Below are 17,632 nucleotides of genomic sequence, written 5' to 3'. Positions count from 1 at the left end.
AGGGCTGGGATAGCGGGCGTTCGCGCCAGGCGTCGATGTCCCCGTAGACCTTCCTGAGCTTGTCCGACAGGGTCTGCGACGGCATCCGCGCTCCCCACAGCGCCTGGGAGATGTCGTCGACGCGGCGGGTGGACACGCCCGCCAGGTACATGTCGATCAAGGCCTCCTCCACGCTCTCCTCCCGGCGTCGGTACCGTTCGATGACCGCCGACTCGAACAGGGCGCCCTTCAGCTTCGGCACCCTCACACTCAATTTGCCGGCCTTGACCGTCAGATCGCGTTCGTAATGGCCGGCACGATACGCCTTCCTGCCGCAGGAACGCTCGTAGCGGGCCGCGCCGGTGATCTCGTCGGCCTCGGCGTCCAGCATCCGGTTGAGGATCTCGGTGACCTTCTCGCTCACCATCCGGTCCAGTTGGGTCTCGAACATGGGTTGATTCACCTGTAAAATGTGCTTGGGCATGGCCCGTACCTGCTTTCCAATCGGTTTTCTCTTTCAGCGATTGAAAATCGTACACACAGGACGGGCTATGCTCCCACCACCTCAAAACTGCGCAAGAATCCGGACGTTATCCTGCTTGATCCTATAGTTTTCCTGTTTCTTTGAGAGAATCAGGAAAGTCGACGTGATTACGCAGTTGATGGAAAGATAATGAATCATATATCGATATAGCCCTCTCGGGACGGTCTCAGGATTGGGGGTGAGCTTGGTCATGATCTGATTCACGGACAGAAGCTGAGTGATTCTCGATACCATCGTCTTCGTCTCGACGGACTGACCTTTGCGACCAGTGTAGTAGTGGTAGAAATTTGTGTTGATATAGAGCAAGGTCGACGTACATGGTAGTGGTTGGTAAGAAAAGATGAAATCGACATAATACATGTGCAGAGGCAACCTCATCTGTGAAATGCGCAGCACTGATGCCTTGAAGATGAGTGAGTGCATCATCAGATACTGATTCGTTCGAAATGGACCGACCTCGTCCCAGGAGATGTTTCTTCCCGAAGTCATGACATTGTCAAAGCGGACAACATGCTTGAAAAGTCTGCGTTCCCTCTCATATACATAGTTGGTCACCACCACATCAGGCGCACAGGATTGCCGCAGTTGTCTGCGCAATGCTTCAAGCACGAGGATGACAGAGGAAGGATCCACCCAATCATCGGCATCTACGACTTTGACATAAGCGCCGGTGCTATGTGCCAGTCCACTGTTTATTGCTCCTCCATGACCCAGGTTGTGCTGATGAATGACCTTGAACATTTCAGGATGCGCTTGGGCATACCCATCGGCTATGAGTCCGGTGTCATCCGTCGATCCGTCGTCAACGAGCACGACCTCAACGTCGGAAGCATCACATGAGATAAGTGAGGAGAGGCAACGACGGAGGTATGCGGAAACGTTATACGCAGGAACGATGAAAGAGAGTGTAACCTGTTCATTCATGCTATGCCTGACCTGCTGCCCTGACCATTAGCGTGAACCGTCGGCTTCACTGGCCAGAAAAGCCACGGGTGATTCAGACAATGTGGTGGCGTTGCGTTATGCATGGTTGATCCGATGACAAAAGAAGTGGCGGCGTGGAATTTGCAACGAAACGACTTCTGATGAACATGGTGAACCTGCCCGCTGTTGATCAGTGACATGACCCACTTGTTCATCCTCTGCATTGTAGCGACATTGCCTTGCAAATCTTGGACAATGATTGGAACGGTACAATCATCCCAAATCGTTGTGCAAGAATCTCGCCTTCTATTGCATCATAGTCGATTCTCGAAGTGACGAGCCAAGCATAATCTGTTCCTTTAGCTGCATGAATGGAACATATGCAAACCAGAGACACGGCATCCGATCGCCATGCCACGACCGGTCGCTGGTCTGCTGCAATAGTCTGCCTTGGAATGGTGTTGGTCGGCAGTTTCTAGTGGTGATTGCATGACTTGGGAACAAGAGGGTAGATTAGGCGGAGCAGACTCACTCTGAGCCTCTGAAATAGCTCGATTTCCTCCGGGGCCACGAGTTTTGTGGCAATTGGAAAGTTGATAAGCCAAAATTTCTGAAATATCGACCGAATCAAGCCAATTTTCGGAGTGTGGATTTGTAAAAGGCAACAAAACTCGAAATCTCGAGAAAATCCATCGGTTTTTCCTCTGGGCCCAGCCATTTCGCATCTTTTTTGAGACTGGTTCTCGTTTTGGTGTTCCGACACCCTTGACCATCCTTGAGCTTGACGACCAGCATAGTTTCGAATGACTCACACCCCTGTCTGGTTGTGGTACATCTGTGCGTAAATTCCCTCTTTTGCGAGAAGCTGCTCATGCGTGCCCTGCTCGACGAGCCGCCCGTGGTCGATGACGACTATCAGATCTGCGTTGCGGATTGTGGAGAGCCGATGGGCGATGACAATGCTCGTGCGGCCGGCGGTCATGGTTGTCATTGCCTGTTGAATGGTCTCTTCGGTGACGGTGTCGACAGAACTTGTGGCCTCATCCAGTATGATGACCGGAGCATCGGCGAGCATGGCGCGCGCAATGGTGAGCAGCTGCCGTTCGCCCTGACTCAGCTCTGAGCCTCCTGAACGCAACAGTGTGTCGTAACCATGCTCAAGTCGTGAGATGAATCCTGAAGCGCCTGCTGCTGTAGCTGCGCGGACGATGTCTGCCTTGTGTGCACCAGCGTTGCCATACGAAATATTCTCGGCGATGGTACCTTCGAACAATGATGGATCTTGCAGAACAGTCCCGAAAGTCTTGCGCAGCTCCACGAGTCTGTAATCCTGAATCGGCTTGTCATCAAGCAGAATCTGCCCGGAATCTAGCTCATAGAAACGCTCGAGCAGATTGATTAGCGTTGTCTTGCCTGAACCCGTCTGACCAACAACCGCAACCTTGGTTCCAGTTGGAATATGTAGGCTGATCCCATGAATGACTGGTTCGTCCGAGTTATATCCAAAACGAATGTTGTCGAAGGTGATGTTGCCCTGAGGATTCACGACTGAAAGTGCATCTGGGTGGTCACTCGGCTCAGCAGGCTCATCCATAATCTGGAAAATGCGCTCAGCGCCTGCAACTGCAGTCTGGAAGGTGTTATAAATATTGGCAATGTCAACGAACGGTCGAGAAAATTGCCGAACGTACAGCAGAAAACTGGCAATGACGCCAATCTCAATCTGCCCGTGAATCGCCATGATACCGCTGGTCACACAGACAGCCAGAAAGCCAAAATTGTTGATGACATTCGACAGTGGCATCAACATGCCCGACCAAATCTGTGCAGTCGTTGCTGTTGCACAGAGCTCGGAATTCAAGGATTCAAACTGCTCGGTCACGGACTTTTCCCGGCCATATGCCTTTACCATGCTTAATCCCGAAACGGTTTCCTCGACATGGCCGTCAAGCCTGCCGAGAACCTGCTGTTGCCGTGCATAGAGCGGCCTGGTCCGAGTTGTGACCACCTTGGTCAAGATCAGCACAAGAATCACCGGAATGATGGCGACCAAAGTCAGGAATGGGCTCAGTAGCATCATGAATGTCAAGGTCCCAAGAATCGTGAAGCTATAGACCATCAATTCCGCGACAGAATCGGAAATCGTCGTGCTGATGTTGTCCACATCGTTGGTCAGACGGCTCATCAGCTCACCGTGCTGATGACGGTCAAAGAATCTCAGTGGCAAATGTTTCAAAGCATCATACAAAGCGATTCGCAGATGCAGCACAACGCGCTGACCTGCTGAGGCAATCAGATATCCTTGCGCGAAATTGACGAACCAGTCGAAAACGTAGACCAGCGCCAGTAATAGCAGAGCATTCTCGATTGGATCTCGCAACGAAATGCGGCTGATGACCTTGCCGACCATCAGCGGAGAAAGCACCGATGAACATGCTGATAACCCGGAAAAGAATAAAACGGCACCAAATCCCTTGCGCTGGCCTGCCGTGATATCAAAGAGTCGGCGCAGTGTTCCACGAAGATTCTTTGGCTTGATCACAGCTCTGCCTCGGCGAGCCATGCCTCCGCCCATTGAGGGACCGAAACCGCGTGCTCCGCTCATACTCTCACCGGTCCAATCTGTGACTCGTAAATTGCCTGATATTGCTCGTTGTCATGCAATAAATGGTCATGCGTTCCTGCTCCACTAACACCGCCTTCGTTCATTACTACAATCTCATCCATGCCTCGTACCGTAGAGATTCGTTGAGAGACGACAATCATCGACATACCATTCGATTCGGCTGCCATATCACGCAGACTCTCAAGCACACGAGCTTCTGTTGAGCCGTCCAGCGCACTCGTGCAATCATCAAGAATCAACAGATCTGGTTTGCGTAATAACGCTCGGGCCAGGGAAAGTCGCTGTTGCTGACCGCCCGATAGATTTACCCCGCCCTGCCCAATAACCGAATCGATGCCCTTGCCGAGGTGCTCGATGAACTCGTCTGCACTCGCGCGACGAATGGCTCGCCACAGTTCATCATCGGAAGCTGATGGATTACCCCACAGCAGATTTGAACGTACCGTGCCAGTGAATAGTACTGGGTGCTGAGGCACCAGTGCCATGTGTGATCGAAGGTCATCGAGATCAATGGAGTTGAGAGGCATGCCTCGAAATCTGATCTGACCCTGCTGAGGCTTATAGAACCGCGGAATCATCGTTATCAATGTCGTTTTGCCGGATCCCGTTGGACCTATGATTCCTAAGGTTGAGACATCTTTCATCTGCAGACACAGGTCGTTGAGCGATGGTGCTGAAGCACCTGGATGTGTGAAGGTGACGTGATTGAAAGTCAGCAGATCAGTGTTTTCGCCGTGGCTGGCTCGTTGCAGAACTCTGTTCATAGAAAGGTGAGAATGTCGCTCCATTGGAATCTCGTCTATTGTCAAACCGGCGAATTGCTCATCGGGTTCGTCGAAAATCTCCTCGATGCGATGAGCTGATGCCGATGCACGCACAGCCGTGTTGAGAATCGCGGAAACTCGCCCAAGAGCAAACAGCACTTGAGTCATATAGTTTACGCAAGCCATGAGAATGCCTATCTTCGCAGGGGACTGCGTTCGTGAAAGCCACAGCAGGGCAATGATTCCAGCATTGACAGTGAGATTGGTCAGAGGCCCGTATACTGCAGAAATCCTTGATGCGCTTACCGTTGCTCGAGCAAAATGGCCTGCGGCAGTGCTAAATTTCCTCTGTTCCCTATCTTCCGCACCAAATGATTTGATGACTCGGACCGATACCAGAAACTCTCTGCTGACATTGCCAAGGCTATCGAGCGCTTTCTGGGCGCGCATGAAACGTGGAAAACCTGCACGCATGCTCATGATTGTCAATCCTGCACAGATCAGCACCACAATCACAATGATCGCAGTCTGTCGGGGAATCTGAATAATGATCAGGGCAATTGCGCCGATGCACGTTATCGGTGCCTTGAGCATGATCCGCGTCATGCCCTGTGTAAAGTTCTGAATCTGCACCACATCATTGGTGATCCGTGTGATGATCGCACTGGTGCGTAGGCGGTCTACTGATGGAAAGGGCAGTCTCATGACCTTGGAGAAGGTGTCGGAACGAATGTCCCGGCCGATGAGCTGCGAGAAGCGTGAAGAATAGATATTGCGGACCACGGCCGCGATTGCGCCCAAGGCGGCTGCTGCTAACATGAACGCACCCCAGTGCATGACACTGGAAATATCACGCTGCGTGACGCCTTCATCAACAACCTGCGACATCAGTGTCGGTTGCAGAAGATCGGTGGTGGTTTCAATCAGAAGAAAGGTCAGGGCGATACATACCATGCCGATGCGTCTGCGAACGTAACTACCGATGAATCCCATATGTTCCCCCTGACAATCCACGACAGACGCTCATAACATGCAACCGATTCATGAGCTTACGCCAGTGAGTTGCCCTTCTCTGGATTGTTTCTGCCAGGCGAATGCATGGAGTTTTCTTGCGTGGTGTCAGAGCATGAACGCAATGGTGGTGGAACGATTGATGAATCAAACTCGAACACGCAAGTGGAGCGAATTTTGCATCACTACTCAGGGGAATAGCAGGTGATGCAGGATTTGCGTTGATGTGAAAGCTACGAATATAGCTGATTATGTACTTCAGTCACGCTATGAAAGCAATCGCTCCATGGCGCGGATTCAGTCGAGTCCCAGTTCGAACGCGGCCTTCATTTCCTTTCGAGAATAGGTCTTGAACGCCATCAGAGTCTGCGTGCTCAATACTCCGTCAACCTTGGCAATGCCGCCAGGAATGATATCGGTAAGATCGTCGAAGGCTGCGGCGGAAACGACAGCCACAAGATCGATGTCTCCGGCAACTGAATACACGTCCTTGACCCCAGGAATCTCGACGATTGACTGTGCAACTTCATTAATTTTCTGTGACTCTGCGCTGATTAATACGATTGCGTCTGCCATGATGCTCCTTCTCGATGCCTGCTGGTCATTGTTCAAGATTCTACTCGTTGTGCATAGTGTTGCGAGGTTTTCTGCGTTCCTTGTCAAGTATAGGTTCAACGCGCGTTGTCTGGTTTGTGGTATGTGCATCAGACTGGATTTCTGGCCTTGTTGCAGCTTCGACACGACTAAAAGTCAGTATGACCATAACTCGTGTATACTGAGTGCGGATTCGATGGAATTCTCGTATTCAACAATGAGCGCAATCGTGAGGTGGTGGATCATGCCTTTGGGAAATGTATCCGAACGCAGACATGGAGCACCCGATCTGGGCGTGTCCGTGGTGATCCTTGCCCTGGACAAGCGCGCAAACATTGCTTCTGGCTTGGGAAAATCTGCACACCATGACGATGCGCCTGCCAGTAACGAAGTTGGTAGACTCTGGCTTCCCTTGGTCAAGCGTGTGAAACAGCCATACCTCGGTTGCTGGGCACTGCCCGGTGCCGGTCTGCGCAGCGATATTTCCCTTGAGGATGCGGCTTTCACCGCTTTGGAATCCACAACGGCGATGCATCCTCACTATTTGGAACAGCTCTACACGTTTGGAGGTCCTGCTCGCTCTCAGGGAGGATTGCCCATGGTTTCCATTGTGTATTGGGCTTTGGTGGGGCAAGCTGAGGCCGAAACGCTGCATGAGGCAAACAATGTTCAGTGGTTCGCGACTGATGCACTGCCTGAGATGGCTTTCGATCATGAGGCAATCGTCGATTATGCATTGTGGCGGCTAAGAAACAAGATCGAGTACTCTTCCATTGCCTCGCGCTTGGTAGGCAACGAATTCACGCTGGCTCAATTGCGACATGTATATGAGGCAGTCCTTGGCAAGGCGTTGGATCCGGCTAATTTTCGAAGACGAATGCTGACATCAGACTCCTTGCAACAGACGGGAAAGTATCAGGCCGAGGGCAGGCATCGTCCTGCAGCACTCTATCGCTACTCGGCAGATACTCCGATTGAAGAAATCTACGAAGGTTCACTTGCTGCGCTCACATCGCATAAGGTACTGGCTGCGAACACGGCCAGGCAGCACAGATGAATCTTCGCATTCAAACCGCATGGGAGAAGTGTTGAGAGTAAAGGAACATCATGACCGCAATCAATGAAATACTGGAGCGCCTTGGCGCTGAAGATAGCTGTGATTCCCGACTCACGCTAGACCCTTGGGCCTTTGACAAGCCTACGGAAAAGCCAACCTATGGACCTGGCGCCTCGATCTTCGACAAGCTTCCCTCTCTTGCTCCCAAACAGCGCATGATTCCTGAGAAATATCGACTTGCTTCTGACGAGGAGTTGCATGCGCGCATTGTCGAAGCGAAGGCAAAAATGGGCTCCAGCCTTCTGATTTTGGGGCACTTCTATCAAAGAGACGAGATCGTTGAGCATGCCGACTATGTGGGTGACTCTTTTCAACTCGCAAAGAATGCGACAGAACACGCTGATGCACAGCATATAGTGTTCTGCGGGGTTCACTTCATGGCAGAAACTGCCGATATTCTTTCCCTGCCTGAACAGAGCGTCACACTTCCCAATCTTTCGGCGGGGTGCTCGATGGCCGATATGGCGAATATCGATCAGGTCGAAGATTGCTGGTCCCAACTGATGGAAGCGTGTGGGAAGGGCACCGATGACAAGGGCAGAGTCCCGATCATTCCCATCACCTACATGAATTCCTCGGCAGCATTGAAGGCTTTCTGCGGACGGCACGGAGGAATCGTGTGCACATCCTCGAATGCGAGAGCTGTTTTGGCATGGGCCTTTGAACGCGGACAACGCGTGCTCTTCTTCCCTGACCAGCACCTGGGAAGAAATACCGGCATGCAGATGGGGATTCCACTCGAACGCATGCAACTGTGGAATCCATTCCGTCCCATGGGCGGATCGCAGGCCATGACCTACGCTAAGGCGAAATTGATTCTCTGGAGGGGATTCTGCTCGGTACATCAGAGATTCACTGTCGAGCAAATAGAGAAGGCTCGTGCCGCTTACCCAGGAGTGAAGGTAATCGTGCATCCTGAGTGTTCGATGGAAGTTGTTCAGGCAGCAGACGGCACAGGGTCAACGGCATATATTGTCAAAGAGATCGAACAGGCCAAGCCAGGTTCTGTCATTGCAGTCGGGACGGAAATCAATCTCGTCAATCGACTTGCCGCGCAATATCCCGATAAAACCGTTTTCTGCCTCGATCCTGTGGTCTGCCCTTGCTCGACCATGTATCGAATTCATCCAGCTTACTTGGCGTGGGCATTGGAAAGCATCATTGAGGGTGACATTGTCAATCGCATAACCGTTGATTCGGACACAGCCGCTGAGGCGCGAATCGCCTTGGAAAGAATGTTGGAGGTTCATCCATGATCGTGGTTGTAGGAGCTGGAATTGCAGGACTTTCAGCAGCGCTCGCGGTTGCGGGTGGGAATGAGACGTCCGAACTTGATTCCGGTCAACCGATTGAAGACGTTCTGCTCATCTCCAAGGCGAATTTCACCATGTCCAACACATACTGCGCTCAAGGGGGCATAGCGGCAGCCATAGCCGAAACGGATAGCCCCGCACTGCATATGCATGACACCTTGCTTGCCGGTGATGGTCTGTGCGATGAGGAAGCGGTCAGGATTTTGACGACTGAAGGTGCTCATGCGGTACGCGCCCTGGCTCAGGGTGTGGTGCACTTCGATAGAGATGCTTCCGGTCAACTGCAGCATGGCATGGAGGGTGCTCATTCAGTGCCTCGCATACTGCATGCCGGTGGTGATGCGACGGGATATGTGATGGAAGTGGATTTGGCTGCAGTGGCTGCTGCAAATCCGCGCATTCACATTCTCGAATACGCATTTTTGGAGGATCTTTGCATACGGAATGGAGCAGTCCATGGTCTCAAAGTGCGCATTGACCCTGATGCCGTCACTTCTCCATTGCTGCAAAGGGCTTATGAGGCTCGAAATAGTGATTCGATTGTCGACGCGTTACGCGAACGGTCAGCTGTAGCACCTGGTCATCTTATTGAGATTGCATCGAATTCAGTCATCTTGGCAACCGGGGGAGCAGGCCAGGTCTATGAATATACGACCAATCCTGAAATCGCAACCGGTGATGGTGTAGCCGCAGCATGGCGTGCTGGCGCTCGTATTCAGGATGCGGAATTCTATCAATTCCATCCAACTGCTCTGGCGTCTCACCGGCATTTTCTGGTATCTGAAGCCGTTCGAGGTGAGGGCGCAGTCCTTCTTGACGCACAGGGCAAGCGCTATATGCCAACCATTGATCCCCGAGCAGAGCTGGCTCCTCGAGACATCGTCGCACGGGCCAACTTCCGTACCATGATGGATCAAGACGGGGAACCCGTTCGTCTGGATGTCACCGTGCTTGCACGGAAGCATCCTCATTTGGCTGATTTCTTGAAACGTCGTTTCCCGACACTCGATAATTTCACCACAAAGGAAGGCTTCGACTGGTCTCATGAGGCGATTCCGGTTACTCCTGCCGCGCACTACTGGATGGGCGGCATACATACCGACCTTTGGGGAAGAACAACCATCAGAGGGCTCTATGCAGCCGGTGAATGTGCGAGAACCGGAGTGCATGGGGCAAATCGTCTGGCCTCGAACTCGCTTCTTGAGGGCTTGGTATTTGGCAAGCGTGCAGGCGCCACGGCGATTGCGGACCGAATACGAGGGATTGCACCGGCTCATGAAGCTGCTGGGCAGGTTGATTGCCGGCCTTCTCAAGTAGCGAAGACCAAAGGAGGACGCATACCCTCACGAGTCGAAATTCAGAAGCTGATGTGGACAAAGGTCGGTGTTATTCGCAGAGAAGCCGACTTGCAGTATGCGGTCAAGACACTTTCGTCGTGGCTGCATGCGATGAACGATGCCTATGATCAGCGAGACATGCCAGGCAGCAATGCGAAGGATTGTGTTCTAGACAGGAGCTTCTTGGAAGATCGCAATCTCGTCACCGTCGGATATGTGATAGCGCAGGCTGCCTTGAACCGTCCAGAATCATTGGGCGCACATACCAGAGCATAGGCATAGATCGCAATTTGGGCGACGAGCAGTCTTCGTCCCACAACACACCGTAATCACAAGGAAACCCATGATATTAGATCAATCTGCAATCCAGGATGTCTTGCACAGAGCCTTTGAAGAGGATTCTCCGAATGGAGACATCACCTCAGAGCATGTCATTCCCGAACATGTCATCGGTGAAGCGGATCTGGTGGCGAGAGAAGGTGGGGTGCTCAGTGGGATCAGCATATTTGCCGATGCCTTTTCCTTCATCGATACGCAGGTGGAGGTTGAGCAATATGCTGCCGACGGTCATCATTTTCAGGCAGGAGAAAGACTGGCGAAAGTGAGTGGTTCAATGCGCGCTATTTTGCGCAGTGAGCGCATCGCATTGAACTTCGTCCAGCACATGACTGGCATTGCAACTGCCACGGCAATGTTTGTGAATGAGGTTCAGGGCAAGTCCATTGCCATAAAAGATACGCGCAAGACGCTTCCCGGATTGCGAGCGATACAACGGTACGCCGTCGTCTGTGGGGGTGGCACCAACCATCGTGACGGACTATCCGATGCGGTGATGATGAAGGACAATCATCTGGCTGCACTTCGCAGCTCTGGAATTACGATAGCTCATGCGATTGAAGAGGCACGAAAGATACGTGTCGATGGCAAGCCCGTAAGCGTGGAGGTTGAGATTGATGATCTTGGGCAGATTAATGACGTGCTTGAGGGCAAACCGGATGTAATCATGCTTGACAATTTCTCTCCGGCAGACACCGTGCGAGCCGTACGGAACATTCACCGCATGAGTCATCACCAGATCGAGATTGAAGCGAGTGGAAACATGACCTTGGAGAAAGTGCGTTCTATAGCTGATTCGGGAATCGATGTCATTTCCATCGGATCGCTGACGCATAGCGTCATAGGGGTTGATCTTGGATTGGATTGGGTGAGTTAGATGTGTGCGTCCGCAAGCTCCAGTCCATCGGAGGAATTATATCTTGACGCTGCTTCGACGCAGGCAGCGTTTCCAAGCGTGATCAAGGCGATGCTTCCGTTCTGGCTTAGCGACTATGCCAATCCGGCGAGTGTACATGCCTTTGGAAAAGCGGCTGCGGAATCGTTGGAGAGGGCTCGGAGTTGTTTCGCCTCCGATGTGGGGGCTGTTGCACAGGATGTGATTTTCACTTCTGGCGGCACTGAATCCGACAATCTCGCAATCAAAGGCATTGCCATGGCATTGCTGACTCAAGAAAGTCAGGGCGATGCGTTCCATAGCGATGTGCCGCAGCACTATCCGATCCACAACAGTGGAAGGGCGACGCGCAATCGCATTGCCATCAGTGCCGTTGAGCATCCTGCAATAAGCGAATCGGCAGAGTGGATGGCACAGTATTTTGGTTTCCATATCGATGTTCTTCCCGTTGACGAGTTTGGCTGCATCGATATCGACGCAGCCAAAACTCTTATCACAGAGCGAACTGCTTTGGTGAGCGTCACGTTGGCAAACAATGAAGTCGGAACGATTCAACCCGTTGCTCGGATTGCTGCCATGGCGCATAGTGCAGGGGCTTTCATGCATACGGATGCAGTCCAGGCAGTGGGTCATATTCCGGTTGATATGGCAGCTCTGGGCGTTGATGCAATGAGCATATCCGGGCATAAGTTCGGCACACCCAAAGGGCTTGGTGCACTGATTCTACGATCAACAACACCCTTTGAGCCCTTGATATCCGGTGGGGGGCAAGAGCAGGGACGCCGTTCAGGAACTCAGAATGTCGCAGGTGCTGTCGGTATGGCAGTGGCGTTGCACACTGCCCTCGAACATCGGCAGTCTCTGAATGCCGAACTTGCCGATTCGCGTGACAAACTCATTGCAGCGATCCAAGAGGCAATTCCGCAAGTGAGACTCACGGGCTCGCCTGATGCTGAACGACGTTTGCCCGGACATGCGTCCTTCGTCTTTCCGGGGGTATGGGGCGAGGCGCTTCTGGTGGATCTTGATGCCGCAGGCATCATGTGTTCGAGTGGATCGGCATGCTCGGATGGCAGCAATGCGGCGCCACATACCTTGCTTGCCATGGGTTTTGATGAGCAGACTGCGAAGACATCAATAAGAATGACTTTCCAGAAACCGTTGGCAGCCAATCAGATAACGACAATTGTTCGCACACTCAAGGCATCATACGAAAAGTTGCATGGTTGATTCCTGCAACCATCATGCTGCGCATCTTCAATGATATTGACCGCAGGGTTCGCTCAAGCTTGCATGGTGCCTTCGCTTGTGTCTTCGACCGTTTCTGTGGCTTTGGTCTCGTGTGTGTCTTCCCGTGCATCGTTGGTAGTGTTCTGAGTAATGCTCTGATCACTGCTTTGAGTAGCACTCTGACTAAGGCTCCTGTCTGCATCAGTGGTCTCGGGGCTCTCTATGCTCGTGTCCGAGTTCGTGCCATTGTTCATAGTGTTCTCCGCTGAGGCAACTGGAGAGAGCAATTCGCCGGACTTGTGCTGAGCTGTGCGGTCCTCGCCATCCACGGCCTTTTCGTTCTTTTCGGATCGTGCGGTCTTCGCATGCTTGCCTTCGTATCGGAGCGTTGGCTTCGATTCCAATCGGGATAGACCATTCCACGCCAGGTTGACGATGTAGGCAGCTAGCTGTTCCTTGCCTGCCTTGCGTCCATCCGCCCAATATTGTCCGGTGAAGACTGTCATCCCCACCAGCATCTGAGCATAGAAAGGTACACCCTTGGTCGATATTTTGCGGTGTCGGAACTGTTCCTTCAGAATTTCCTCAACGCGCATGCTGACCTCTCCCAGAAGCGAGCTGAACGAACTCGCAGGATCGGTCGTCGGTGAGTCGCGGGCAAGAATCTTGAAACCTTCGGTATGCTCCTCAATATATGTGAGCAATGCAAGGGCTGTTTTTTCAACAATTTGACGTGGATGTCCTTCGGCATCGCTCAGCGCATCGGTCAATGCAGTCGTCAAGGATTGCATTTCACGGTCCACAACCACAGCGTAGAGTCCTTCCTTGCCGCCAAAATGTTCATAGACAATGGGCTTGCTGACCTTTGCCTTCGATGCGATTTCCTCAACGCTCGTGGCTTCGAACCCCTGTGAGGCGAATAACGCCCTGCCAACGGTCAATAGTTGTTCACGCCGCTGAAAAGAAGTCATCCTTGTTGTCCCACTCATAAGACCCTAGTGTGGCACGTGCGCTACCCTACCCATCTTTGCTGCCATGTGTAAGGCGAGTAACAAGCAAAACCCTATAATGGCAATATACTCTTTGATTGTCCTCTATCCTTCCATCCGATTGGCTTCGTCAGTGTCTGCGTTCGGCAGCGTCCGCATCTGCGTCGTCCAATGAAAATCGAGCTTCAGGTGTAAAGAACAAGGAGGAGTGTGGTTCATTATTTGAGAATTGAGCGGAAACTGGCAGAATGAATACTATGGTTTGGGCAATACTCATTTGGCTGCTAGTGCTTGCAGTTTTGGTAATTGTGGTGCTATGGCTGGCTCGGGGCGAATCCAGGAATGGTTCGGTCTCCGCTGATATAGACGAGCATGCGCGCGAAGGCTGGGACATCAAGCACAAGCGTCATGATCCGCGCGTTGCTGGCAGCGCGCCGTCATTTGAACCAACGATGCGTGTACATCCTTCTGCTGGAACGAGAAGGATGTTTGAGGAGACCTCTGAGAATCCTGTATACGTAAACAATGATTCCGTAGTTGAGGTGCACGCGTTGTTCCAAACGGATTCGGATGAGCCATCATCCTTGCACAATGCTCCCGATCTGAATGCCGAGGCACAGAATTCACAGCAGAATACCGGCGATATTCCCAAGGTCGGCCGCTAGGACACCGTGAAGCCTGTCCCTCTCGATTTTTAGGGTGAACAGTATGGATACAAATTCTGTGATTTATCTCGTCATCGGATTGATGGCACTGGTTCTTGCAATCATCGTTGCCGCACTGATAATCAGAGCTGCCAGAAAGAAGGGCAGCAGGCCAGACGCTACAGGCATTTCCACTCAATCCCAGGACATGCCGCCAGTTGACTCTGCAGAAGGAACACGCAGCTCAACTGCAACGGGCACAGTCACGTCAGGCTCTCCAGAGTCTGCATCACCACAGATGACAGTACCTGCAATTCCTCAGGTGCAGACTCCGGAGTCTGCAACATCGAGGTTGATTCGTCTTCGGGCGCGACTTTCCAAGAGTGCGAATCCTCTTGGCAAGGCACTGTTTACGATTCTCAGCAAAAATCATCTGACGAATAGCGACTGGGAAGATGTCGAAGACACTTTGCTTCTGGCCGATGTCGGTGCTGATGCCAGTTCCCGCCTTGTCGATCAGCTCAAGTCGGATGTACGCATCCAGGGCGAAACTGAACCGAATACCGTGCGCGAGATGCTTAAGACCAGACTGCTCGCCATCGTTGATGCAGGTATGGATCGCAGGCTGTGTGCGGAACTCTCTGAGACACAGGTGCCAAACGACCAGAAACCATCGGTAATCATTATGGTCGGCGTCAATGGAACAGGCAAGACAACGACTGCGGGTAAGTTGGCGCGCTTCTTCGTCGCCGAAGGTAGGACTGTGATGATGGCTGCGGCAGATACCTTCCGAGCTGCGGCTGCAGATCAGTTGGAAACGTGGGGTAACCGTGTAGGTGTGAGGGTTGTTCGAAGCGACAAGGATGGAGCCGATCCCGCATCGGTTGCCTTTGAGGCCGCCCATACTGCGAAGGAGCAGGGGAGCGATGTTCTGATTGTCGATACAGCAGGACGTCTGCAGAACAAGGCCAACCTGATGCAGGAGTTGGGAAAGATTCGTCGCGTTATCGAAAAAACGGCAAAGGTTGACGAAGTCCTGCTGGTGCTCGATGCAACGACTGGGCAGAATGGCATGGCACAGGCCAAGGTATTTGCCGATGCAATTGGCATTACGGGCATTGTCCTCACCAAGCTTGACGGCTCAGCGCGAGGTGGCATCGTCATCTCGGTTCAGCAGGAACTTGGCGTTCCGGTGAAGTTGGTCGGGCTGGGTGAAGGACCCGATGATCTGACCGTTTTCGATCCCGCGACATTCGTTGATGGCATCCTTGCAGTGAACTGAGTGAACTGAGTGAACTCAATGTTGCACGATAGCTGACATTGTTACATTGCCGTAACGCTGAGTGACGAAGACCGAAACTCATACCACGTTGTATTGCAATCGTTGGCCTCTAAGGAGAGGTCGCTACCATTGTTAGAGGTCGGGTTCGCTCGACATCGATTCTCGGCCTTGGTAGGCAGAGAGAAAAAGAAAAATGAGAGGGAGGTAGATATGGACACTGGTAACGCAGCATGGATGTTAACATCCGCGTCCTTTGTATTCCTCATGACGCCAGCAGTGGCGTTCTTCTATGGAGGTATGGTCCGCGCAAAGGCTATTCTGAATATGCTGATGCTTTCGGTAGGTGCTTTGGCAGTTACTGGAATCGTGTGGACGTTATGGGGTTGGTCAATTGCCTATGCGGGCACTGACATTGGTGGAATCTTTGGCGATCCTGCCACAGGGTTCCTGCTTAAGGACACGATGGTCTCAACGGATGGTGTCTTTGGCTCCGTGAGCACCAAGGGTGCTTCTTACCCACCAAGCATTGACGTGGCCTTCCAGGTGACATTCGCGATGATTACCGTCGCATTGATCTCCGGTGCGCTTGCAGAACGTATAAAGTTCAGCACCTGGATGATCTTCGTTGCTTTGTGGATCACTTTCGACTACGCCCCGATGGCGCACATGGTGTGGAATGGCGGTCTGCTTTCTCCAGACGGTGCAATCTCACAGGCAATCGGTGCACATGCTCATGATTTTGCAGGTGGCACCGTTGTACACATCAATGCTGCAATTGCGGCTTTGGTTATCGTTCTCATCATTGGCAAGCGTAAGGGCTTCGCCAAGGAGCCGTTCAAGCCGCACAATGTCCCATTCGTCATGCTTGGTGCTTTCCTGCTCTGGTTCGGTTGGTTCGGCTTCAACGCAGGTTCCGCCTTCGGTGCGAACGGCACCGCAGGGTATGCCTGGGTATCTACCACGGCAGCGACTTCAGCCGCAACCCTCGGATGGCTCTTTACAGAAAAGATCCGTTCAGGCCATTACACAGCGATCGGTGCTGCTTCAGGCATGGTTGCCGGTCTGGTTGCAATCACGCCTGCTGCCGATGTCGTTTCGCCATTCTGGGCAATGGTCCTTGGTCTTATCGCGGGTATCGTATGCTGCTTCGCATGTGGTCTCAAATTCAGATTCGGCTATGATGATTCGCTCGATGTCGTAGGTGTCCACGGTGTTGGTGGTGTTACAGGAACCGTTCTTATTGGTTTCTTCGGCGAGGGGACCGGTCTGTTCGCTGGTGGCGACTTCAAGCAGCTGCTCGTTCAGATCGTGATTGCGTGTGTGGCAATCATCTTCTCTGGCGTGGTTACTGCCGTTATTGCGTTCGCACTCGAGAAGACCATTGGTTGGCGCGTTACTGAGGCCCAGGAAGTCAGCGGCGTTGATTTGGCTGATCAGGGCGAGCGTGCTTACGATTTCGCTGGAACTGCCAGCTCAATCCTCAAGGAGGTGAAGTGAGATGAAGCTTATAACAGGAATCATTCAGCCACATAAGCTTGATGACGTAAAGGAAGCATTGTCTGCTTCTGGAGTCCACGGTCTTACTGTTTCGGAGGCCAACGGATACGGTCGTCAGCGCGGTCATACGGAGATCTACCGCGGTGCGGAATATACCGTCGATCTCATTCCCAAGGTGCGCATCGAGATTATTGCTGATGATGCAGATGCGGAGACTCTTGTCGATGTCATTGTCAAGGCTGCTGCAACGGGCACCATTGGCGATGGCAAGGTTTGGGTTTCACCTCTCGAATCGGTAACTCGGGTTCGAACGGGCGAAACAGGCTCAGCGGCCATCTGAAACCGGCTCACATGAGCACGCTGTAGATCATCATCACACGTATCCCCACACAAGGCTTTGTGTGGGGATACGTTTTTCCCGAGGTATTGAGTTTTGTTGCCTTTTCAAAGTGTAAAAGCGATTTTTGGCTTAATTATGTCGTCATTTCAAGGATATATACGTCTTGTACCTTGAAAAGGCAACAAAACTCGGAATATCGCTTTGTAAACG

The 17,632-nt window shown here is 52.3% G+C and carries 15 protein-coding genes; 9 read left to right on the top strand and 6 right to left on the bottom strand.

Annotated elements, in window-relative coordinates:
* The 5 genes from BAQU_RS07430 to BAQU_RS07405 form a co-directional block, all read right to left on the bottom strand.
* Positions 1 to 463 (bottom strand): transposase (locus tag BAQU_RS07430; protein ID WP_211277142.1); only part of this gene is annotated, 463 nt, incomplete at its 3' end.
* An 81-nt stretch (positions 464 to 544) separates the two neighbouring features.
* Positions 545 to 1,447: a glycosyltransferase family 2 protein gene (locus BAQU_RS07425; protein ID WP_094694277.1), complete on the bottom strand. Its 903-nt coding sequence runs from the start codon at positions 1,445 to 1,447 to the stop codon at positions 545 to 547.
* Between the two features lie 808 nt (positions 1,448 to 2,255).
* Positions 2,256 to 4,052, bottom strand: coding sequence for an ABC transporter ATP-binding protein (locus BAQU_RS07415; RefSeq protein WP_211277141.1), 1,797 nt, complete (start codon positions 4,050 to 4,052; stop codon positions 2,256 to 2,258).
* A complete protein-coding gene (locus tag BAQU_RS07410; RefSeq protein WP_094694273.1) occupies positions 4,049 to 5,830 on the bottom strand; it encodes an ABC transporter ATP-binding protein in 1,782 nt (593 codons plus the stop codon). The genes BAQU_RS07415 and BAQU_RS07410 overlap by 4 nt, the downstream gene beginning before the upstream one ends.
* A 315-nt stretch (positions 5,831 to 6,145) precedes the next feature.
* A complete protein-coding gene (locus BAQU_RS07405) occupies positions 6,146 to 6,424 on the bottom strand; it encodes an Lrp/AsnC ligand binding domain-containing protein (protein ID WP_094694315.1) in 279 nt (92 codons plus the stop codon).
* A 262-nt stretch (positions 6,425 to 6,686) separates the two neighbouring features.
* Between BAQU_RS07405 and BAQU_RS07400 the strand changes: the two genes are divergently transcribed.
* The 5 genes from BAQU_RS07400 (at position 6,687) to BAQU_RS07380 (ending at position 12,670) form a co-directional block, all read left to right on the top strand.
* Positions 6,687 to 7,499 (top strand): NUDIX hydrolase, encoded by an 813-nt coding sequence (locus BAQU_RS07400; protein ID WP_094694313.1) that lies wholly within the window; start codon positions 6,687 to 6,689, stop codon positions 7,497 to 7,499.
* 50 nt (positions 7,500 to 7,549) lie between these two features.
* Positions 7,550 to 8,815, top strand: a complete 1,266-nt coding sequence (nadA, locus tag BAQU_RS07395) for a quinolinate synthase NadA (RefSeq protein ID WP_094694271.1) — start codon at positions 7,550 to 7,552, stop codon at positions 8,813 to 8,815.
* The gene (locus tag BAQU_RS07390; RefSeq protein ID WP_094694269.1) at positions 8,812 to 10,485 is read left to right on the top strand and encodes an L-aspartate oxidase; all 1,674 of its coding nucleotides are present in this window, start codon (positions 8,812 to 8,814) and stop codon (positions 10,483 to 10,485) included. The genes nadA and BAQU_RS07390 overlap by 4 nt, the downstream gene beginning before the upstream one ends.
* A 70-nt stretch (positions 10,486 to 10,555) precedes the next feature.
* Positions 10,556 to 11,422, top strand: coding sequence for a carboxylating nicotinate-nucleotide diphosphorylase (gene nadC, locus BAQU_RS07385; RefSeq protein WP_415447786.1), 867 nt, complete (start codon positions 10,556 to 10,558; stop codon positions 11,420 to 11,422).
* Positions 11,423 to 12,670 (top strand): cysteine desulfurase family protein, encoded by a 1,248-nt coding sequence (locus BAQU_RS07380; RefSeq protein WP_094694265.1) that lies wholly within the window; start codon positions 11,423 to 11,425, stop codon positions 12,668 to 12,670.
* Between the two features lie 53 nt (positions 12,671 to 12,723).
* On the opposite strand, the gene BAQU_RS07375 is transcribed toward BAQU_RS07380, so the two are convergent.
* On the bottom strand, positions 12,724 to 13,641 hold the full coding sequence (locus BAQU_RS07375) for a TetR/AcrR family transcriptional regulator (protein ID WP_094694264.1): 918 nt from the start codon (positions 13,639 to 13,641) through the stop codon (positions 12,724 to 12,726).
* 275 nt (positions 13,642 to 13,916) lie between these two features.
* On the opposite strand from BAQU_RS07375, the gene BAQU_RS07370 reads away from it, so the two are divergent.
* The 4 genes from BAQU_RS07370 (at position 13,917) to BAQU_RS07355 (ending at position 17,422) form a co-directional block, all read left to right on the top strand.
* Positions 13,917 to 14,324, top strand: a complete 408-nt coding sequence (locus BAQU_RS07370; RefSeq protein ID WP_094694262.1) for a hypothetical protein — start codon at positions 13,917 to 13,919, stop codon at positions 14,322 to 14,324.
* 43 nt (positions 14,325 to 14,367) lie between these two features.
* On the top strand, positions 14,368 to 15,585 hold the full coding sequence (gene ftsY / locus BAQU_RS07365) for a signal recognition particle-docking protein FtsY (RefSeq protein WP_094694260.1): 1,218 nt from the start codon (positions 14,368 to 14,370) through the stop codon (positions 15,583 to 15,585).
* Positions 15,586 to 15,795: 210 nt separating this feature from the next.
* Complete coding sequence (locus BAQU_RS07360) at positions 15,796 to 17,082, top strand: ammonium transporter (protein ID WP_094694258.1); 1,287 nt, start codon at positions 15,796 to 15,798, stop codon at positions 17,080 to 17,082.
* A gap of 1 nt (position 17,083) precedes the next feature.
* Positions 17,084 to 17,422 carry a P-II family nitrogen regulator gene (locus tag BAQU_RS07355; RefSeq protein WP_094694256.1) on the top strand — a complete coding sequence of 113 codons (339 nt, stop codon included), beginning with the start codon at positions 17,084 to 17,086 and terminating at the stop codon, positions 17,420 to 17,422.
* Positions 17,423 to 17,632 lie beyond the last annotated feature (210 nt).

The organism is Bifidobacterium aquikefiri (genome assembly GCF_002259795.1).
Classification (GTDB): domain Bacteria; phylum Actinomycetota; class Actinomycetes; order Actinomycetales; family Bifidobacteriaceae; genus Bombiscardovia; species Bombiscardovia aquikefiri.
The sequence above is the reverse complement of the archived record's forward strand: the minus strand, read 5'-3'. Positions and strand labels throughout refer to the sequence as shown.